Here is a 13583-nt window from a genome sequence, read left to right on the forward strand (position 1 = left end):
AACCCTAACGCACATCGGAGAACGACAACGCCCCCGGACCGGTGGGTCCGGGGGCGTGGCCGAGGTCTCAGTTGAAGCTGTCGCCGCAGGCGCAGGAGCCCGTCGCGTTGGGGTTGTCGATGGTGAACCCCTGCTTCTCGATGGTGTCCACGAAGTCGATGGTGGCGCCCATCAGGTAGGGGGCGCTCATGCGGTCCGTGACCACGTTCACACCCGAGAAGTCGGCCACCACGTCCCCGTCGAGCTGGCGCTCGTCGAAGAACAGCTGGTAGCGCAGACCGGAGCAGCCACCGGGCTGCACGGCGATGCGCAGGGCCAGGTCGTCGCGCTCGGCACCCGCCAGCAGGGCCTTGACCTTGGCCGCCGCGCCCTCGGTGAGGAGGACACCCTGCGGGGTGGCGGTGGTGGCGTCGTTCACGTCAGTTGAGGTCATGTGTTCTCCCTAGCGGTCGAGTCGCTTCACCCAGGCCAACACGCGTCGGTCCGATGGTGTTCCCGAGTCTACGACCGCGACCGACCCAGCCCAACCGCGCTGCTCAGCCCGCGGTCCGGTCCCAGGACCGGGCCACCCGCGCCACGAGGTCGCCCAGCGCGGCCAGGTCCACCCGCGCGGGACGCCCGGCGAGCGGCACCGGCCCCAGGGCGTGGGCCGACTCCACCCCCATCAGCCGCATCTCGCGGGCCCCGATCTGCACCGACCCGGCCAGCACCACGCAGGGCCGCAGCGCCTCCCCCGCCCAGCCGGCCACGGCCTGCACCACCGCACCGCCGCGGGAGGCGAAGTCGAGGGAGGTGGTGGCGGTCACCACCAGGTCGGCGGCGGCCAGGGTGGCGGGCAGCCCGCTCTCCTCCGCCAGCAGCTGCGGCCCGCTCACCAGCCGGCCGCCCAGGGCCAGCACGGCGAAGCCGCAGCCGCCGGCAGCCCCCGCTCCGGGCAGGTCGGCCGCCTCGGGGGCCACCCCGCGGGCGAACCGCTCCAGGGCGGCGTCCAGCTCGACCAGCCGTCCGGGGTCGGGGGCGGTGGGACCGGCGTGGCCGCGGCGGGCGGTGATCCCCCGCAGCCCGAGCAGCGGCTGGGCCAGCTCCTCGGCGGCCACCACCCCGACCAGCTCGACCCCGGACGTCCGCGCCCGGGCGGCGGCCAGCCCGCCGAGCTCGGCGAGCAGCCCCTCCCCGGCGTCGTGGGCGGTGGAGGTGGTGAGGTCCAGCAGCACCCGGCGCGCTCCGCCGGCCAGCCCCGCGGCCAGGGCTCGGCCGTGCGGGTGGCTGCCCGGACGGGCCCAGAAGCCCTCCTCCGCCCCGGCCTGCCCGTCCGACGGTCCGGCGACCGCCAGCGCCACGTCCGCACCGCGGCGGCTGGTCAGCAGCACCGAGCCGTCGGCGGCGAGCACCTCGGTGTCGGCGTCCCAGACGCGGGCCAGCGCCGACACCCACGCCTCGCCACCCGCGGCCAGCGGCACCACCGCCAGCCGGCTGGCCGGGGCGGCGGCCAGCCAGGCGCGGGCCACCGTCTCCCCGACCAGGGTCGCCGGGTGCTCGGCCACCGCGTCGCTCGCCACCAGTACCCGCACGCGGCCATCCTGGCAGCGCCGGCGGGCCGGGTCGAGCAGCCGTCTAGTAAGAAGGAGCGGTGACCGACTTCGACCGACTCCCCGCCCTGAGCCGTCCCGACCTGCTGGCCGGACCGACCGCCCGCGCCCTCGCCGAGCTGGACCCGCAGCTGTCCGGGCTGGTCGAGGTGGCCGAGATCGACCCCGCGCTGGCCGACACCGAGGCGCTCTGCCGGGCCTACGACCTGCCGCTGGCCGCCTCGGCGAACTGCGTGCTGGTGACCGGGAAGCGGGCCGGGGAGCTGCGGCGGGCCGCCGTGGTGGTGCAGGCCAGCCGGCGGGCCGACATCAACAACGTGGTCCGTCGCCACCTGGACGTGCGCAAGATCAGCTTCACCGCCCACGAGGAGGCCACCGCGTCCTCGGGTATGGAGTACGGCGGCATCACCCCGATCGGGCTGCCGGCGGAGTGGCCGCTGCTGATGGACGCCGGCGTGGTCGCCGAGCCGGAGGTGGTGATCGGCTCGGGCCTGCGCCGCTCCAAGCTGTTCCTGCCCGGACGGGTGCTGGGCGAGCTGCCCGCCACCACGGTGCTGGAGCTGGCGCTGGCCGGCTGAGCCGGGCCCCGGCTCAGCCGGGGATGAGGCCTTCGCCGGAGGTGTTGTCCGCCAGCCACTCCCGTACCTCGGCGAGGGTCGCCTCTGCGTCGGGAAGGATCAGGTCGGAGTCGGCCAGCGAGTCGTCGGGCACCACCGTGCCGACGCGGCGCACCTCGTCCAGGAGCGCGGTCAGCGCCGACGTCAGCCGGGTCTCGTCCCCGCTCTCGACCGCGGACTCGATCTCCTCGTCGTGGGCGTTGAGGGCGGCGAAGGCCTCGTCGTCGAGCGTCCACTGACCCTCGTTGAGGATGCGGACGATCATCGCAGCCCGCCCTGGCCGGGGGCCTGCTGGCCGTCGGCGACCTGGGACGCCGGCGGCTGGTAGCCCTGCTGGGGCGCCTCGGCCGCCGGCCGGTTCTCGATGGCCGGCGCGTCGGCGGCGCGCCCGGTGCCCAGCGAGGCCTTCATCCGGGCCAGCTCGTCCTCGACCTGGGAGGTGGAGGCGAGCGCGTCCAGCTCGCGGGTGATGTCGTCGTTGGGACCGGTGCTCACGTCGTCGAGCACGCCGCTGGCGATCAGCTCGTCCATCGCCCCGGCCCGGGCCTGCATCTCGGCCGTCTTGTCCTCGGCCCGCTGGATGGCCATGCCGACGTCGCCCATCTCCTCGCCGATGCCGGAGAAGGCCTCGTTGATCCGGGTCTGCGCCTCGGCGGCGGAGTAGGTGGCCTTGATCGTCTCCTTGCGGGTGCGGAAGGCGTCCACCTTGGCCTGCAGCCGCTGGCTGGCCCGCACCAGCTTCTCCTCCTCGGCCTGCAGCTGGGCGTGCTGGGTCTGCAGGTCGCCCAGCTGCTGCGCCACCCCGGACTTGCGGGTCAGCGCCTCGCGGGCGAGGTCCTCGCGGCCGGCTTCGAGGGCGCGCTGGGCCTGGCTGGACAGCTTCTCCATCTGGGTGTTCAGCTGGGTGGCCTGGAGCTCGACGCGCTTGCGGCTGGTGGCCACGTCGGCGACGCCGCGGCGGACCTTCTGCAGCAGCTCCAGCTGGCGCTGGTAGGAGTAGTCGAGGGTCTCGCGCGGATCCTCCACCCGGTCCAGGGCCTTGTCGGCCTTGGCCCGGAAGATGGTGGACAGGCGCTGAAAGATGCCGCTCATCGGTGCAGGTGGTCCTTCCTGGACGCGTCGAAGAGATCCCGTGCCGTCCAATGTAGGCGCAGCAGGCCCGCCGGGCACCCGTCGGGGCGCGGAATCAGGGGCATGATTGGGAAATGGGGGGTGGACCCTGAGAGGATGACCTCCTGCCCCGAGGGGTTCGGGGCCCGGTCGACGACGAGGTGAGGCGTGGCGCTCTTCCGCCCCTACAAGCACGAAGGCACCCAGCGTGCGGAGCAGGAGCCGACCCAGCAGGCGGCCGGCGGCTCCGAGCCGGGTCGCACCCCGCCGCGCTCGCGGGCCGGCCGCTCCGGCTCGTCGCCGCTCGACGTCCCCGCCGACGCCCCCACCCAGCCCGAGGGCGAGCAGCCCGCCGGCCGGGTGCGCACCACCCCCAAGGCGCGCCCCACCCCGTCACGGCGCGAGGCCGAGGCGGCCCGCCGTGAGCGGCTGAACCCCTCGATCAGCAAGAAGGAGGCCCGCCGCCGGGCCGCGGAGGCCAACCGCCGCACCCGGATGGAGCTGATGGCGGCCCGCGACTCCACCCCGGCCAAGGTGCTGCTGCGCGACCACATCGACGCCCGCTTCAGCCTGGGTCAGCTGCTGCTGCCCGCGCTGCTGCTGATCGTGCTGTCGACCTTCCTGCAGGCCTTCCTGCCCCAGATGGTGCTCGCCTCGACGGTGGCCATGTACGTCTTCCTGGCCCTGGTGATCGGCGACTTCGTGCTGATGTGGCGCGGCTTCCGGCGGATCGCCGAGGAGCGCCGCATCCCCCTGGAGAAGGGCCTGAAGATGTACGGCATGAACCGGATCATCCAGATCCGGCGGATGCGCCTGCCCAAGCCGCGGGTGCGGCGCGGCGACAGCTACTGACCGGCACCCTCCCACCCACCCACGGCCGACCCACCCACCCACCCGACGGAGCACACCATGGAGTACCGCCACCTGGGCCGCAGCGGCCTCAAGGTGTCTGCCATCAGCTACGGCAACTGGGTCACCCACGGCTCCCAGGTGGAGGCCGAGCAGGCCACCGCCTGCGTGCACGCCGCGCTGGACCTGGGCATCACCACCTTCGACACCGCCGACGTCTACGCCAACACGGTGGCCGAGCAGATCCTCGGCGACGCGCTCGCCGGGCAGCGGCGGGAGTCGCTGGAGATCTTCACCAAGGTCTACTTCCCCACCGGCCCGAAGGGGCCCAACGACACCGGGCTGTCCCGCAAGCACATCCTGGAGGCCGTCGAGGGGTCGCTGCGCCGGCTCGGGACGGACTACGTCGACCTCTACCAGGCCCACCGCTACGACCACGCCACCCCGCTCGAGGAGACGATGGAGGCCTTCGCCGACGTCGTCCGGCAGGGCAAGGCGCTCTACATCGGCGTCAGCGAGTGGACGGCCGACCAGCTCCGCGAGGGAGCCCGCCTGGCCCGCGAGCTGCACATCCCCTTCGTGTCGAACCAGCCGCAGTACAACATGCTGTGGCGGGTGATCGAGCCCGACGTGGTGCCGACCAGCCTCGAGCTCGGCATCGGCCAGGTCGTCTTCTCCCCCATCGCGCAAGGCGTGCTGACCGGCAAGTACCGGCCCGGCCAGCCCGTCCCGGAGGGGTCGCGGGCCACCGACCCGCAGGGCTCGCAGTTCATCCGGCGGCTGGTCGAGGACGAGGACGTGCTCGCCCGGGTGCAGCAGCTGCTCCCGCTGGCCGAGGCCGAGGGGCTGACCATGGCGCAGCTGGCCATCGCCTGGGTGCTGCAGAACGAGAACGTCGCCAGCGCCATCGTGGGCGCCTCGCGGCCCGAGCAGCTGGCCGACAACGTCGCCGCCGCCGGCCACCGGCTCTCGCCGGAGACCATGCAGCGGATCGACGAGGTGCTCGGTGAGGCCGTCCAGCGCGACGGGTCCGTCGTCGGGCAGGCATCTCCCCGCGAGCGCCTCAGCTGAGCCGGTGGACGGATCGACCGGCGGCTGGCACTGGTCGCCCGGCTTCGCCCCCGGCCGCCCCGACGCCGCGGCTGCCTACCGGCAGGCCGGCTTCGCCACCCGGTTCCCCACCCAGGCCGAGGCCGAGGCCTGGCTGGGTGAGGCCTGGCCGGAGCTGGCCGACCTCGGCGTGGTCGAGGTGACGCTGGTGGAGGGGGACCGGGTGGTCTACGGGCCGATGAGCCTGTCCGGCTGAGCGCGGCTCAGTCGGGCTGGTCCAGACCCAGCACCCGGACGTCGAGGCTCTGACCGACCCAGCAGAGCCGGGCCACGGGGCCCTGGACGTCCACCCAGTGCCGGCCCACCCGCACCGCCTGGCGGCGCAGCAGCAGGGCCGCGGCCAGGGCGTCCCCGCGACCCTCGGCCCGCACCAGCAGCGCGGTGCCGTCGGCGAAGCCGAGCCGCACCGTGCCGGCCACCGGGGCGGCGCGGAGCACCCGCAGCGGCACCCTGCGCCGCTGCAGCACCTGCAGCCGCTCGAGCAGCAGGGCGCGGCGCTGGCGCTCGAACTCCAGGGCGATGTCGGCCAGCAGGTCCTCGTCGAGGGCACCCCACAGGTCCCCGGCAGCCACCCGGGCGACGTGGCGGCGACGACGCCGCGCCCACCAGTGCACGGCACCAGTCTGCGCCCCCGCGCCGCCGGCCGCAGCACGGGTCAGCCCTCGCGCACCCCCGGCTGCACGAAGGGCGGGCGGACGACCTCGAAGACCTCGCGGCGGGAGCGCACCTGGACCTCCACCTCGGCGCCCAGCGGCACCCCGGCCTCGACGAGCGCGAGGGCGATCCCGGTCCGCAGGGTGGGGCTGAAGGTGCCGGAGGTGACCGTGCCGATCGGACGGTCGCCGTCCACCAGCACCATCCCCGGGCGCGGGATCCCCCGGCCCCGGGCCCGCAGCCCCCGCAGCCGCCGGGCCGGGCCGGCCTGCTTCTCGGCCAGCAGCGCCTCCCGGCCGCGGAACCGGGGCTTCTGCCAGCCGACGGCCCAGCCCAGCCCGGCCTGCACCGGGGTGACGTCGAGGGAGATGTCCTGGCCGTGCAGCGGGTAGCCCATCTCGGTGCGCAGGGTGTCGCGCGCCCCCAGCCCCGCCGGCTGGATGCCGTACGGCTCCCCCGCCGCCAGCACCGCCCGCCACACCGCGACCGCCGCCTCGGCGGGGACCACGAGCTCGTAGCCGCGTTCCCCGGTGTAGCCGGTGCGGCACACGCTCACCCGGACGCCCGCCGGCCCCTGCACGTCGTCCAGTCCGGCGGTGTCCAGTTCCGCGGTGACGAAGCTCATGTAGGGGTGCCCCGCCGGCAGCCCGGCGGCGCTCAGCACCTCGTCCGAGCGCGGGCCCTGGACGGCGACCACCGCGAGCTCGGCGTGCTGGTCGCGCACCTCCACCCCCGCCGGGGCGGCCCCGGCCAGCACCGCCACCACCGCCGGGGCGTTGGAGGCGTTGGGCACCAGGAAGACGTCGTCGTCGCCGTAGCGGTAGGCGATCAGGTCGTCGACGACCCCGCCCTCCTCGGTGCACAGCAGCGTGTACTGGGCCTGCCCGGCGCCGATGCGGTCCAGGTCGTTGGTCAGGCAGTCGTTGACGAACGCGGCCGCGCCCGGCCCGGTGACCCGGACCTTGCCCAGGTGGGAGACGTCGAAGACGCCGACCTGGCCGCGCACCGCCGCGTGCTCGGCCAGCACACCGCCGCCGGCGTACTCCAGCGGCATCGACCAGCCGCCGAAGCCGGCGAACCTGGCCCGCAGCCGCTCGTGCTCGGCGTGCAGCGGGGAGGTCCTCAGCCCGTCGGCGGACGCGTCCATCGTGTGCTCCTCCTCGCCTGGGTGCTGCCGGCACGCCTGCCGGTCCCGGCGACGCTACCGCACCCGTGGCGGAGCGGGCCCGGCGCTAGCCTGAGCACCTGCGCACCCGACCAGAAGGAGCCTCCGTGTCCCGTCCGACCGCACCCGCCCTGACCTTCACCTCCTCGCTGCCCCGGTCGACCGACGTCGTCGTGGTCGGTCTGGTCGAGGGCGGGAGCGGCCCCAAGCTTGTCGGTGCCGGCAAGGAGCTCTCGCTCGCCACGGCGCTGCAGGTCGGCGCGAAGACCAAGGTCGGCCACGTCGTGCTGCTCCCCGGCCCGCGCTCTGCTGACCGGGTGGCCGTCGTCGGTCTGGGCAAGGCCGCGGCCACCACCCCCGAGGTGGTGCGGCGCGCCGCCGGCAGCGCCCTCCGCGCGGTCGCCGGCCTCGCCCTCGACGGCGGGGCCGCGGTGGTGGTGTCGCTGGGCACCACCGACCCCGAGACGGCCCGGGCCGCGGCCGAGGGGGCGCTGCTGGGCAGCTACCGCCACCAGCCGCTGACCTCCGGCGAGCCGGCGCCGGCGGCCGTCCGCTCCGTCGCCGTGGTGGCCGACCTGGGCCGGGGGGCGAAGCAGCTGGCCGAGGAGGTCGCCGCCACCTGCGCCGCGGTGCTCGTCGCGCGGCACTGGGTGAACCTGCCGCCCAACCTGCTCTACCCCGAGACCTTCGCCGAGGAGGCGCGCACGCTGGCCCGCGGCAGCAAGCTGTCGGTGGAGGTGCTGGACGAGGCCGACCTGGCCGAGGGCGGCTACGGCGGCCTGCTGGCTGTGGGCGGCGGCTCCGCGCGCGGCCCCCGGCTGGTCCGGCTGGCCTACCGCCCGCGCGGCGCCCGCGCGCACCTGGTGCTCGTCGGCAAGGGCATCACCTTCGACTCCGGCGGTCTCAACCTCAAGCCCGGCGACAGCATGTACACGATGAAGTGCGACATGGCGGGTGCGGCCGCCGTGCTGGCCGCCACCCGGGCGATCGCCGACCTCGGCCTGCCCGTGCAGGTCACCACCTACGCCGCCATGGCCGAGAACCTGCCCTCGGGGAGCGCCTACCGGCCCTCGGACGTGCTGACCATCCACGGCGGCAAGACGGTCGAGAACGTCAACTCCGACGCCGAGGGGCGGCTGGTGATGGCGGACGCGCTGGCCCGCTCGCACGCCGACCGGCCCGACCTGGTGATCGACGTGGCCACCCTGACCGGTGCCTGCATGGTGGCCCTCGGTGACCGGATCGCGGGCGTGATGACCAACGACGAGGCCGCCACCGAGCGCGTCCTGGACGCCGCGGAGGTCAGCGGCGAGGAGTTCTGGCCGCTGCCGCTGACCGACCAGTTCCGCGACGACCTGGACTCCAAGGTGGCCGACGTGAAGTCGGGCGGCGGGCGTCTGGGCGGGGCGATGAGCGCCGCCGCCTTCCTGGAGAACTTCGTGCCCGAGGGCACGCCGTGGGCGCACCTGGACATCGCCGGCCCGGCGTTCAACAGCGGCTCGGCCTGGGGCCACGTGCCCGAGGGCGGCACCGGGGTCGCGGTGCGCACCCTGGTCGAGGTCGCCCGCTCGCTGGCCTGAGACGGCGCTCCCGGCGGGAGGAGCCTCAGCGGCCCTTCTGCCGGGAGTTCCAGTCGCGCATCCGCTGCGGGTAGCCGACCACGCCGGCGTCGTAGCCGGGCATGCCCAGGTGCTCGGCGAACGAGTGCCCCCACGAGGCGGAGGGGATGCTGCGGCGCGTCCACTCCCCGTCGTGGGCGACCAGCAGCAGGGTCGGCCCGGTGACGGCGGTGGCCGGCTCGACCCAGGCCTCCACCCCGCGGCGGGTGGTGGCGAACTCGGTCAGGTGCCGGGTGGCGCCGTCGCTGATCGGCGCGGTGCCGCCCGTCGACCGGGTGCCCTGGCGCCCCGACCGGCCGCGGATTCTGGAGAGGAAGCCCACGGCGCCATTATGACCACCTGCGCCACCCCGGCGGGAGCAGCCGGCTCCCCGGGGCGGCGGCGCCCGGTCAGGACAGGCAGAGGCAGAAGGGGTGCCCGGCGGGGTCGAGGAACACCCGGAACGTCTCCCCCGGCTGGTGCTCGGCCTTCTGCGCCCCCAGGGCGAGGACCGCGGCCTCCGCGGTGTCGAGGTCGTCCACCACCACGTCGAGGTGCATCTGCTGGGGCACGGTCTGCGACGGCCACCGGGGCGGCACGTACCCCTCGACCGGCTGGAAGCAGATGCTCTGCCCGTAGTCCGCACGCACCTCGGTCCAGCCGTCCGAGACGTGGACCTCCCAGCCGAGCAGCTCGCCGTAGAAGCGGGCGAGCGCGTCGGCGTCGGCGCAGTCGATGACGGTCGTCGGGAACCGGGCGATGGCCATGGGGGCACGCTAGCCCAGCGCCGCGCCGTGCGTGCCCGTGTGAGCCACCGGGGAATAGCAGCGGGCGGGCGGCGTTGGACAGGATGATTGAACCGTCAACAAGAACAGGAGCTCGCCATGCAGTTCGGCATCTTCAGCGTCGGCGACGTGACACCCGACCCCACCACCGGGCGCACGCCGAGCGAGGCCGAGCGGATCCAGGCGATGATCACCATCGCCCTCAAGGCCGAGGAGGTCGGCCTGGACGTCTTCGCCACCGGCGAGCACCACAACCACCCCTTCGTGCCCTCCTCCCCCACCACCATGCTGGGCTGGATCGCCGCCCGCACCGAGCGGCTGCAGCTGTCCACCGCCACCACGCTGATCACGACCAACGACCCGGTCAAGATCGCCGAGGACTACGCCATGCTGCAGCACCTCAGCCAGGGTCGCGTCGACCTGATGATGGGCCGCGGCAACACCGGCCCGGTCTACCCCTGGTTCGGCAAGGACATCCGCCGCGGCATCGACCTGGCGCTGGAGAACTACGACCTGCTGCGCCGGCTCTGGCGCGAGGACGTCGTGGACTGGGAGGGGCGCTTCCGCACCCCGCTGCAGGGCTTCAGCTCGACGCCGCGCCCGCTGGACGGCGTGCCGCCGTTCGTCTGGCACGGCTCGATCCGCAGCCCCGAGATCGCCGAGCAGGCCGCCTTCTACGGCGACGGCTTCTTCCACAACAACATCTTCTGGCCGGCCAGCCACACCCGGCAGATGGTGGAGCTCTACCGGCAGCGCTACGAGTCCTACGGCCACGGCCCCGCCGACACGGCCGTCGTCGGCCTGGGCGGCCAGGTCTTCATGCGCGAGAACAGCCAGGACGCCGTCGCGGAGTTCCGGCCCTACTTCGACCACGCCCCGGTCTACGGCGGCGGGCCGTCGCTGGAGGAGTTCAGCCGCCAGACGCCGCTCACCGTGGGCAGCCCCGACCAGGTCGTCGAGCGCACCCTCGGCTTCGTCGACTACGCCGGCCACTACCAGCGCCAGCTGTTCCTGATGGACCACGCCGGCCTGCCGCTGAAGACGGTGCTGGAGCAGCTCGACCTGCTGGGCGAGCGGGTGGTGCCGGTGCTGCGGCGCGAGATGGAGGCCCGCCGCCCGGCGCACGTGCCGTCGGACCCGCCGACCCACGCCAGCCTGCTCGCCGCCGGCGAGGAGCACGCGAACGCCCACGTCCGGCCCCACCTGCGGGCCCAGACCCCGACCGTCCCCGACGAGACCGCCGCCGCCGCGGCAGGAGGTGCCCGATGACCACCCGCTCGCTGGTCGTGGTGTCCGCCGGCCTGTCGGTGCCCTCGTCGACCCGGCTGCTGGCCGACCGGCTGACCGAGGCCGCCCGCCGGGCGCTGTCCGAGGCCGGGGACGAGGTGGTGGTCGAGGTCGTCGAGCTGCGCGAGCTCGCCCACGAGATGACCGACCAGCTGCTCACCGGCGTGCCCGGCGAGCAGCTGGAGCGGGTGCACAACTCGCTGGCCGCCGCCGACGCCGTGATCGCCGTGACGCCGGTCTTCGCCGCCTCGTACTCGGGGCTGTTCAAGACCTTCGTCGACCTGCTGCCGCCGCAGGTGCTGGCCGGCACCCCGGTGCTGCTGGGGGCCACCGCCGGCTCGGCGCGGCACTCGCTCGCCCTGGACCAGGCGATGCGGCCGCTGTTCGGCTACCTGCGCGCGCTCGTCGTCCCCACCGGCGTGGTGGCGGCGACGGGTGATTTCGGATCGGGCTCCGCCCGGGGAGACTTCGGGTCGGGCTCCGCCCGGGGTGACTTCGGGTCGGGCTCTGCCCGGGTCGACGTCGGGAGCGGCGCCGACCTGGCGGCGCGGGTCGACCGGGCCGGCGCCGAGCTGGCGGCCCTGGTCCGGCTGCCCGCCCCGGCGCCCGCCGCCGAGCCGACCGCCGCCTCCCCGGGGCTGACCCCCTTCGAGCAGCTGCTCGCGGGCCGGGGGTGACCCCCGGTCCACGGGTCCCGGGCCACGGCCGGCGCCTGACAGGATGCAGGCCATGACCGCAGACCCCGACCGCTCCGACCTCGTCGTCCTCGGAGGAGGCAGCGGCGGCTACGCCTGCGCGCTGCGGGCCGCCGAGCTGGGGCTGTCCGTGGTGCTGGTCGAGGCCGCCGAGCTCGGCGGCACCTGCCTGCACCGCGGCTGCATCCCGACCAAGGCCTGGCTGCACGCCGCCGAGGTGGCCGACGCGGCCCGCCACGGCTCGCGCTTCGGCATCCGCAGCAGCCTCGACGGCGTGGACGTCCCCGCCCTGCGCTCCTACGCCGACGGCGTGGTGGGACGCCTGCACCGGGGCCTCGGCGGGCTCGTGCGGGCCCGGGGCATCGAGGTCGTGCCCGCCTACGGCCGCCTGGAGCTGGTCGACGGGGAGCCGGCCGTGCGCGCCGGCGACCGGCTGCTGCGCGGGGACGCCGTGGTGGTCGCCACCGGTTCCCGCCCCCGCACGCTGCCCGGGATCGAGGTCGACGGTGAGCGCGTGCTGACCAGCGACCACGCGCTGCGGCTCGACGAGCTCCCCCGCCGGGCCGTGGTGCTCGGCGGCGGCGTGATCGGCTGCGAGTTCGCCTCGGCCTGGCGCTCGCTGGGCGTGGAGGTGACCGTGGTGGAGGCGCTCGACCGGCTGCTGCCGGCCGAGCAGCCCGAGTCCAGCGCGGCCCTGCAGCGGGCCTTCGGCAAGCGCGGCATCCAGCTGCTGCTCGGCCAGCCCGTGACCGGCGTGCGCACCACCGACGGTGGCGTGGAGGTCGCCGTGGCCGGCGCCGCGCCCGTCGAGGCCGACGTGCTGCTGGTCGCCGTCGGTCGCGGTCCGGTGACCGACGACATCGGCGCCGACGAGATCGGGCTGGCCCTGGACCGCGGCTTCGTCGCGGTGGACGAGCGGCTGGCCACCTCGGTGCCCGGGGTCTGGGCGGTCGGTGACGTGGTCGCCGGGCTCCAGCTGGCCCACCGCGGGTTCGGCCACGGCATCTTCGTGGCCGAGGAGGTCGCGCACCGCCGCGGGCTGGCGCCGGCCCCGACGCTGGCCGAGGAGAGCTCGCTGCCCCGCATCACCTACAGCGACCCCGAGGTCGCCTCGGTCGGCCTCACCACCGCGCAGGCCGAGGAGCGCCACGGCGAGGTCACCACGCTGCGCTACGACCTGGCCGGCAACGGCCGCTCGCAGATCCTGCAGACCTCCGGCTTCGTGCAGGTGGTCCGCGTCGTGGACGGGCCGGTGGTGGGCGTCCACATGGTCGGCTCCCGGGTCGGCGAGCTGGTGGCCGAGGCCCAGCTGGTCGTCGGCTGGGAGGCCTGGCCGCAGGAGGTGGCCGCGCTGGTGCACCCCCACCCCACCCAGTCCGAGGCCCTCGGCGAGGCCCACCTGGCGCTGGCCGGCAAGCCGCTGCACGTGCACGGCTGACCGCACCGGCTCACCGATGGCGGGCGCCGCGTCGCCGTGGCGATAGGCTGACGCCCGAAGCGCGCCGACGTCGCCCAGCGACCCCGGTGCGGTGAACGAAGTCGAGCTCCGAAGGGGTCCAACCAGATCATGTCGACGTCAGTAGAGCTCCCCGCCCTGGGCGAGAGCGTCACCGAAGGCACCGTCTCCCGCTGGCTGAAGGAGGTGGGCGACACCGTCGAGGCCGACGAGGCACTGCTGGAGGTGTCCACCGACAAGGTCGACACCGAGATCCCCTCGCCGGTCTCCGGCACCCTGCTCGAGATCAAGGTGGCCGAGGACGAGACGGTCGAGGTCGGCGCGGTGCTGGCCATCATCGGCGACCCGTCGGAGTCCGGCGACTCCGGCAGCTCCCCGCAGCCGGCCGAGCAGCAGCCCGACCTGGCCGAGAGCACCTCCCCGGGCCAGGAGTCCAGCACCGAGGCGCCTGCGGACTCCGCCCAGGCCGAGGAGTCGGAGCAGTCGGGTCGGTCGCAGGAGCCGGCCGAGCAGCCCGCCCCGCAGCCGTCCGGCAGCTCCGCCGGCAGCCGCGGCACCAACGTCGAGCTGCCCGCCCTGGGTGAGAGCGTCACCGAGGGCACCGTCTCCCGTTGGCTCAAGGCCGTCGGCGACACCGTCGAGGCCGACGAGGCGCTGCTCGAGGTCTC

Annotated in this window: 16 protein-coding genes and 1 pseudogene; 9 read left to right on the forward strand and 8 right to left on the reverse strand. The window is 74.9% G+C overall.

Features of this window, described 5'->3' with window-relative positions:
* Positions 1 to 67: 67 nt before the first annotated feature.
* Complete coding sequence (locus tag GC722_RS15270) at positions 68 to 433, reverse strand: HesB/IscA family protein (protein WP_156611542.1); 366 nt, start codon at positions 431 to 433, stop codon at positions 68 to 70.
* Between the two features lie 103 nt (positions 434 to 536).
* Positions 537 to 1571, reverse strand: coding sequence for a glycerate kinase (locus GC722_RS15275; RefSeq protein WP_156611544.1), 1035 nt, complete (start codon positions 1569 to 1571; stop codon positions 537 to 539).
* Between the two features lie 59 nt (positions 1572 to 1630).
* Here GC722_RS15275 and GC722_RS15280 point away from each other — a divergent pair, with 59 nt between their 5' ends.
* Positions 1631 to 2167, forward strand: coding sequence for a YbaK/EbsC family protein (locus tag GC722_RS15280; RefSeq protein WP_331714924.1), 537 nt, complete (start codon positions 1631 to 1633; stop codon positions 2165 to 2167).
* A 13-nt stretch (positions 2168 to 2180) separates the two neighbouring features.
* Here the strand turns inward: GC722_RS15280 and pspAA are convergent, their stop codons facing one another.
* A complete protein-coding gene (pspAA, locus tag GC722_RS15285) occupies positions 2181 to 2471 on the reverse strand; it encodes a PspA-associated protein PspAA (protein ID WP_156611547.1) in 291 nt (96 codons plus the stop codon).
* Positions 2468 to 3298: a PspA/IM30 family protein gene (locus GC722_RS15290; RefSeq protein WP_156611549.1), complete on the reverse strand. Its 831-nt coding sequence runs from the start codon at positions 3296 to 3298 to the stop codon at positions 2468 to 2470. The genes pspAA and GC722_RS15290 overlap by 4 nt, the downstream gene beginning before the upstream one ends.
* Before the next feature lie 186 nt (positions 3299 to 3484).
* On the opposite strand from GC722_RS15290, the gene GC722_RS18620 reads away from it, so the two are divergent.
* The 3 genes from GC722_RS18620 to GC722_RS15305 are packed head-to-tail and all read left to right on the forward strand — an operon-like array spanning position 3485 to position 5471.
* On the forward strand, positions 3485 to 4168 hold the full coding sequence (locus GC722_RS18620) for a DUF3043 domain-containing protein (protein WP_156611551.1): 684 nt from the start codon (positions 3485 to 3487) through the stop codon (positions 4166 to 4168).
* 57 nt (positions 4169 to 4225) lie between these two features.
* A complete protein-coding gene (locus tag GC722_RS15300; RefSeq protein WP_156611553.1) occupies positions 4226 to 5236 on the forward strand; it encodes an aldo/keto reductase family protein in 1011 nt (336 codons plus the stop codon).
* 4 nt (positions 5237 to 5240) lie between these two features.
* On the forward strand, positions 5241 to 5471 hold the full coding sequence (locus GC722_RS15305) for a hypothetical protein (protein WP_156611556.1): 231 nt from the start codon (positions 5241 to 5243) through the stop codon (positions 5469 to 5471).
* Between the two features lie 7 nt (positions 5472 to 5478).
* Here the strand turns inward: GC722_RS15305 and GC722_RS15310 are convergent, their stop codons facing one another.
* Both GC722_RS15310 and gcvT read right to left on the reverse strand, forming a co-directional pair.
* Positions 5479 to 5889: a hypothetical protein gene (locus tag GC722_RS15310; RefSeq protein WP_156611558.1), complete on the reverse strand. Its 411-nt coding sequence runs from the start codon at positions 5887 to 5889 to the stop codon at positions 5479 to 5481.
* Positions 5890 to 5930: 41 nt separating this feature from the next.
* Positions 5931 to 7076, reverse strand: coding sequence for a glycine cleavage system aminomethyltransferase GcvT (gcvT, locus tag GC722_RS15315; protein WP_156611560.1), 1146 nt, complete (start codon positions 7074 to 7076; stop codon positions 5931 to 5933).
* Between the two features lie 139 nt (positions 7077 to 7215).
* On the opposite strand from gcvT, the pseudogene GC722_RS15320 reads away from it, so the two are divergent.
* A pseudogene (locus tag GC722_RS15320) lies at positions 7216 to 8674 on the forward strand (leucyl aminopeptidase); the annotation flags it as partial.
* A 25-nt stretch (positions 8675 to 8699) separates the two neighbouring features.
* On the opposite strand, the gene GC722_RS15325 reads toward GC722_RS15320, so the two are convergent.
* Complete coding sequence (locus tag GC722_RS15325; RefSeq protein ID WP_331714926.1) at positions 8700 to 9035, reverse strand: hypothetical protein; 336 nt, start codon at positions 9033 to 9035, stop codon at positions 8700 to 8702.
* Positions 9036 to 9102: 67 nt separating this feature from the next.
* The gene (locus tag GC722_RS15330; RefSeq protein ID WP_156611562.1) at positions 9103 to 9459 is read right to left on the reverse strand and encodes a VOC family protein; all 357 of its coding nucleotides are present in this window, start codon (positions 9457 to 9459) and stop codon (positions 9103 to 9105) included.
* A 117-nt stretch (positions 9460 to 9576) separates the two neighbouring features.
* Here GC722_RS15330 and GC722_RS15335 point away from each other — a divergent pair, with 117 nt between their 5' ends.
* From GC722_RS15335 to GC722_RS17885, 4 genes are all read left to right on the forward strand, one after another.
* Positions 9577 to 10746, forward strand: coding sequence for an LLM class flavin-dependent oxidoreductase (locus GC722_RS15335; RefSeq protein ID WP_156611564.1), 1170 nt, complete (start codon positions 9577 to 9579; stop codon positions 10744 to 10746).
* Positions 10743 to 11441 carry a CE1759 family FMN reductase gene (locus GC722_RS15340; RefSeq protein WP_156611566.1) on the forward strand — a complete coding sequence of 233 codons (699 nt, stop codon included), beginning with the start codon at positions 10743 to 10745 and terminating at the stop codon, positions 11439 to 11441. Before GC722_RS15335 ends, GC722_RS15340 begins: the two co-directional genes overlap by 4 nt.
* Before the next feature lie 52 nt (positions 11442 to 11493).
* Positions 11494 to 12897: a dihydrolipoyl dehydrogenase gene (gene lpdA / locus GC722_RS15345; protein ID WP_156611568.1), complete on the forward strand. Its 1404-nt coding sequence runs from the start codon at positions 11494 to 11496 to the stop codon at positions 12895 to 12897.
* A 129-nt stretch (positions 12898 to 13026) separates the two neighbouring features.
* On the forward strand, positions 13027 to 13583 hold a 557-nt coding region (locus GC722_RS17885; protein WP_331714927.1), incomplete at its 3' end, for a biotin/lipoyl-containing protein.

This window comes from Auraticoccus cholistanensis (assembly GCF_009742705.1).
Taxonomy (GTDB): Bacteria; Actinomycetota; Actinomycetes; order Propionibacteriales; family Propionibacteriaceae; genus Auraticoccus; species Auraticoccus cholistanensis.

Excerpts from the sequence above, each read along its gene's own strand:
- GC722_RS15330 (WP_156611562.1), bottom strand. The coding sequence starts at position 9,459 with ATGGCCATCGCCCGGTTCCCGACGACCGTCATCGACTGCGCCGACGCC.
- lpdA (WP_156611568.1), top strand. The coding sequence starts at position 11,494 with ATGACCGCAGACCCCGACCGCTCCGACCTCGTCGTCCTCGGAGGAGGC.
- GC722_RS15290 (WP_156611549.1), bottom strand. The coding sequence starts at position 3,298 with ATGAGCGGCATCTTTCAGCGCCTGTCCACCATCTTCCGGGCCAAGGCC.
- pspAA (WP_156611547.1), bottom strand. The coding sequence starts at position 2,471 with ATGATCGTCCGCATCCTCAACGAGGGTCAGTGGACGCTCGACGACGAG.
- GC722_RS15270 (WP_156611542.1), bottom strand. The coding sequence starts at position 433 with ATGACCTCAACTGACGTGAACGACGCCACCACCGCCACCCCGCAGGGT.
- GC722_RS15335 (WP_156611564.1), top strand. The coding sequence starts at position 9,577 with ATGCAGTTCGGCATCTTCAGCGTCGGCGACGTGACACCCGACCCCACC.
- GC722_RS15340 (WP_156611566.1), top strand. The coding sequence starts at position 10,743 with ATGACCACCCGCTCGCTGGTCGTGGTGTCCGCCGGCCTGTCGGTGCCC.
- GC722_RS15300 (WP_156611553.1), top strand. The coding sequence starts at position 4,226 with ATGGAGTACCGCCACCTGGGCCGCAGCGGCCTCAAGGTGTCTGCCATC.
- gcvT (WP_156611560.1), bottom strand. The coding sequence starts at position 7,076 with ATGGACGCGTCCGCCGACGGGCTGAGGACCTCCCCGCTGCACGCCGAG.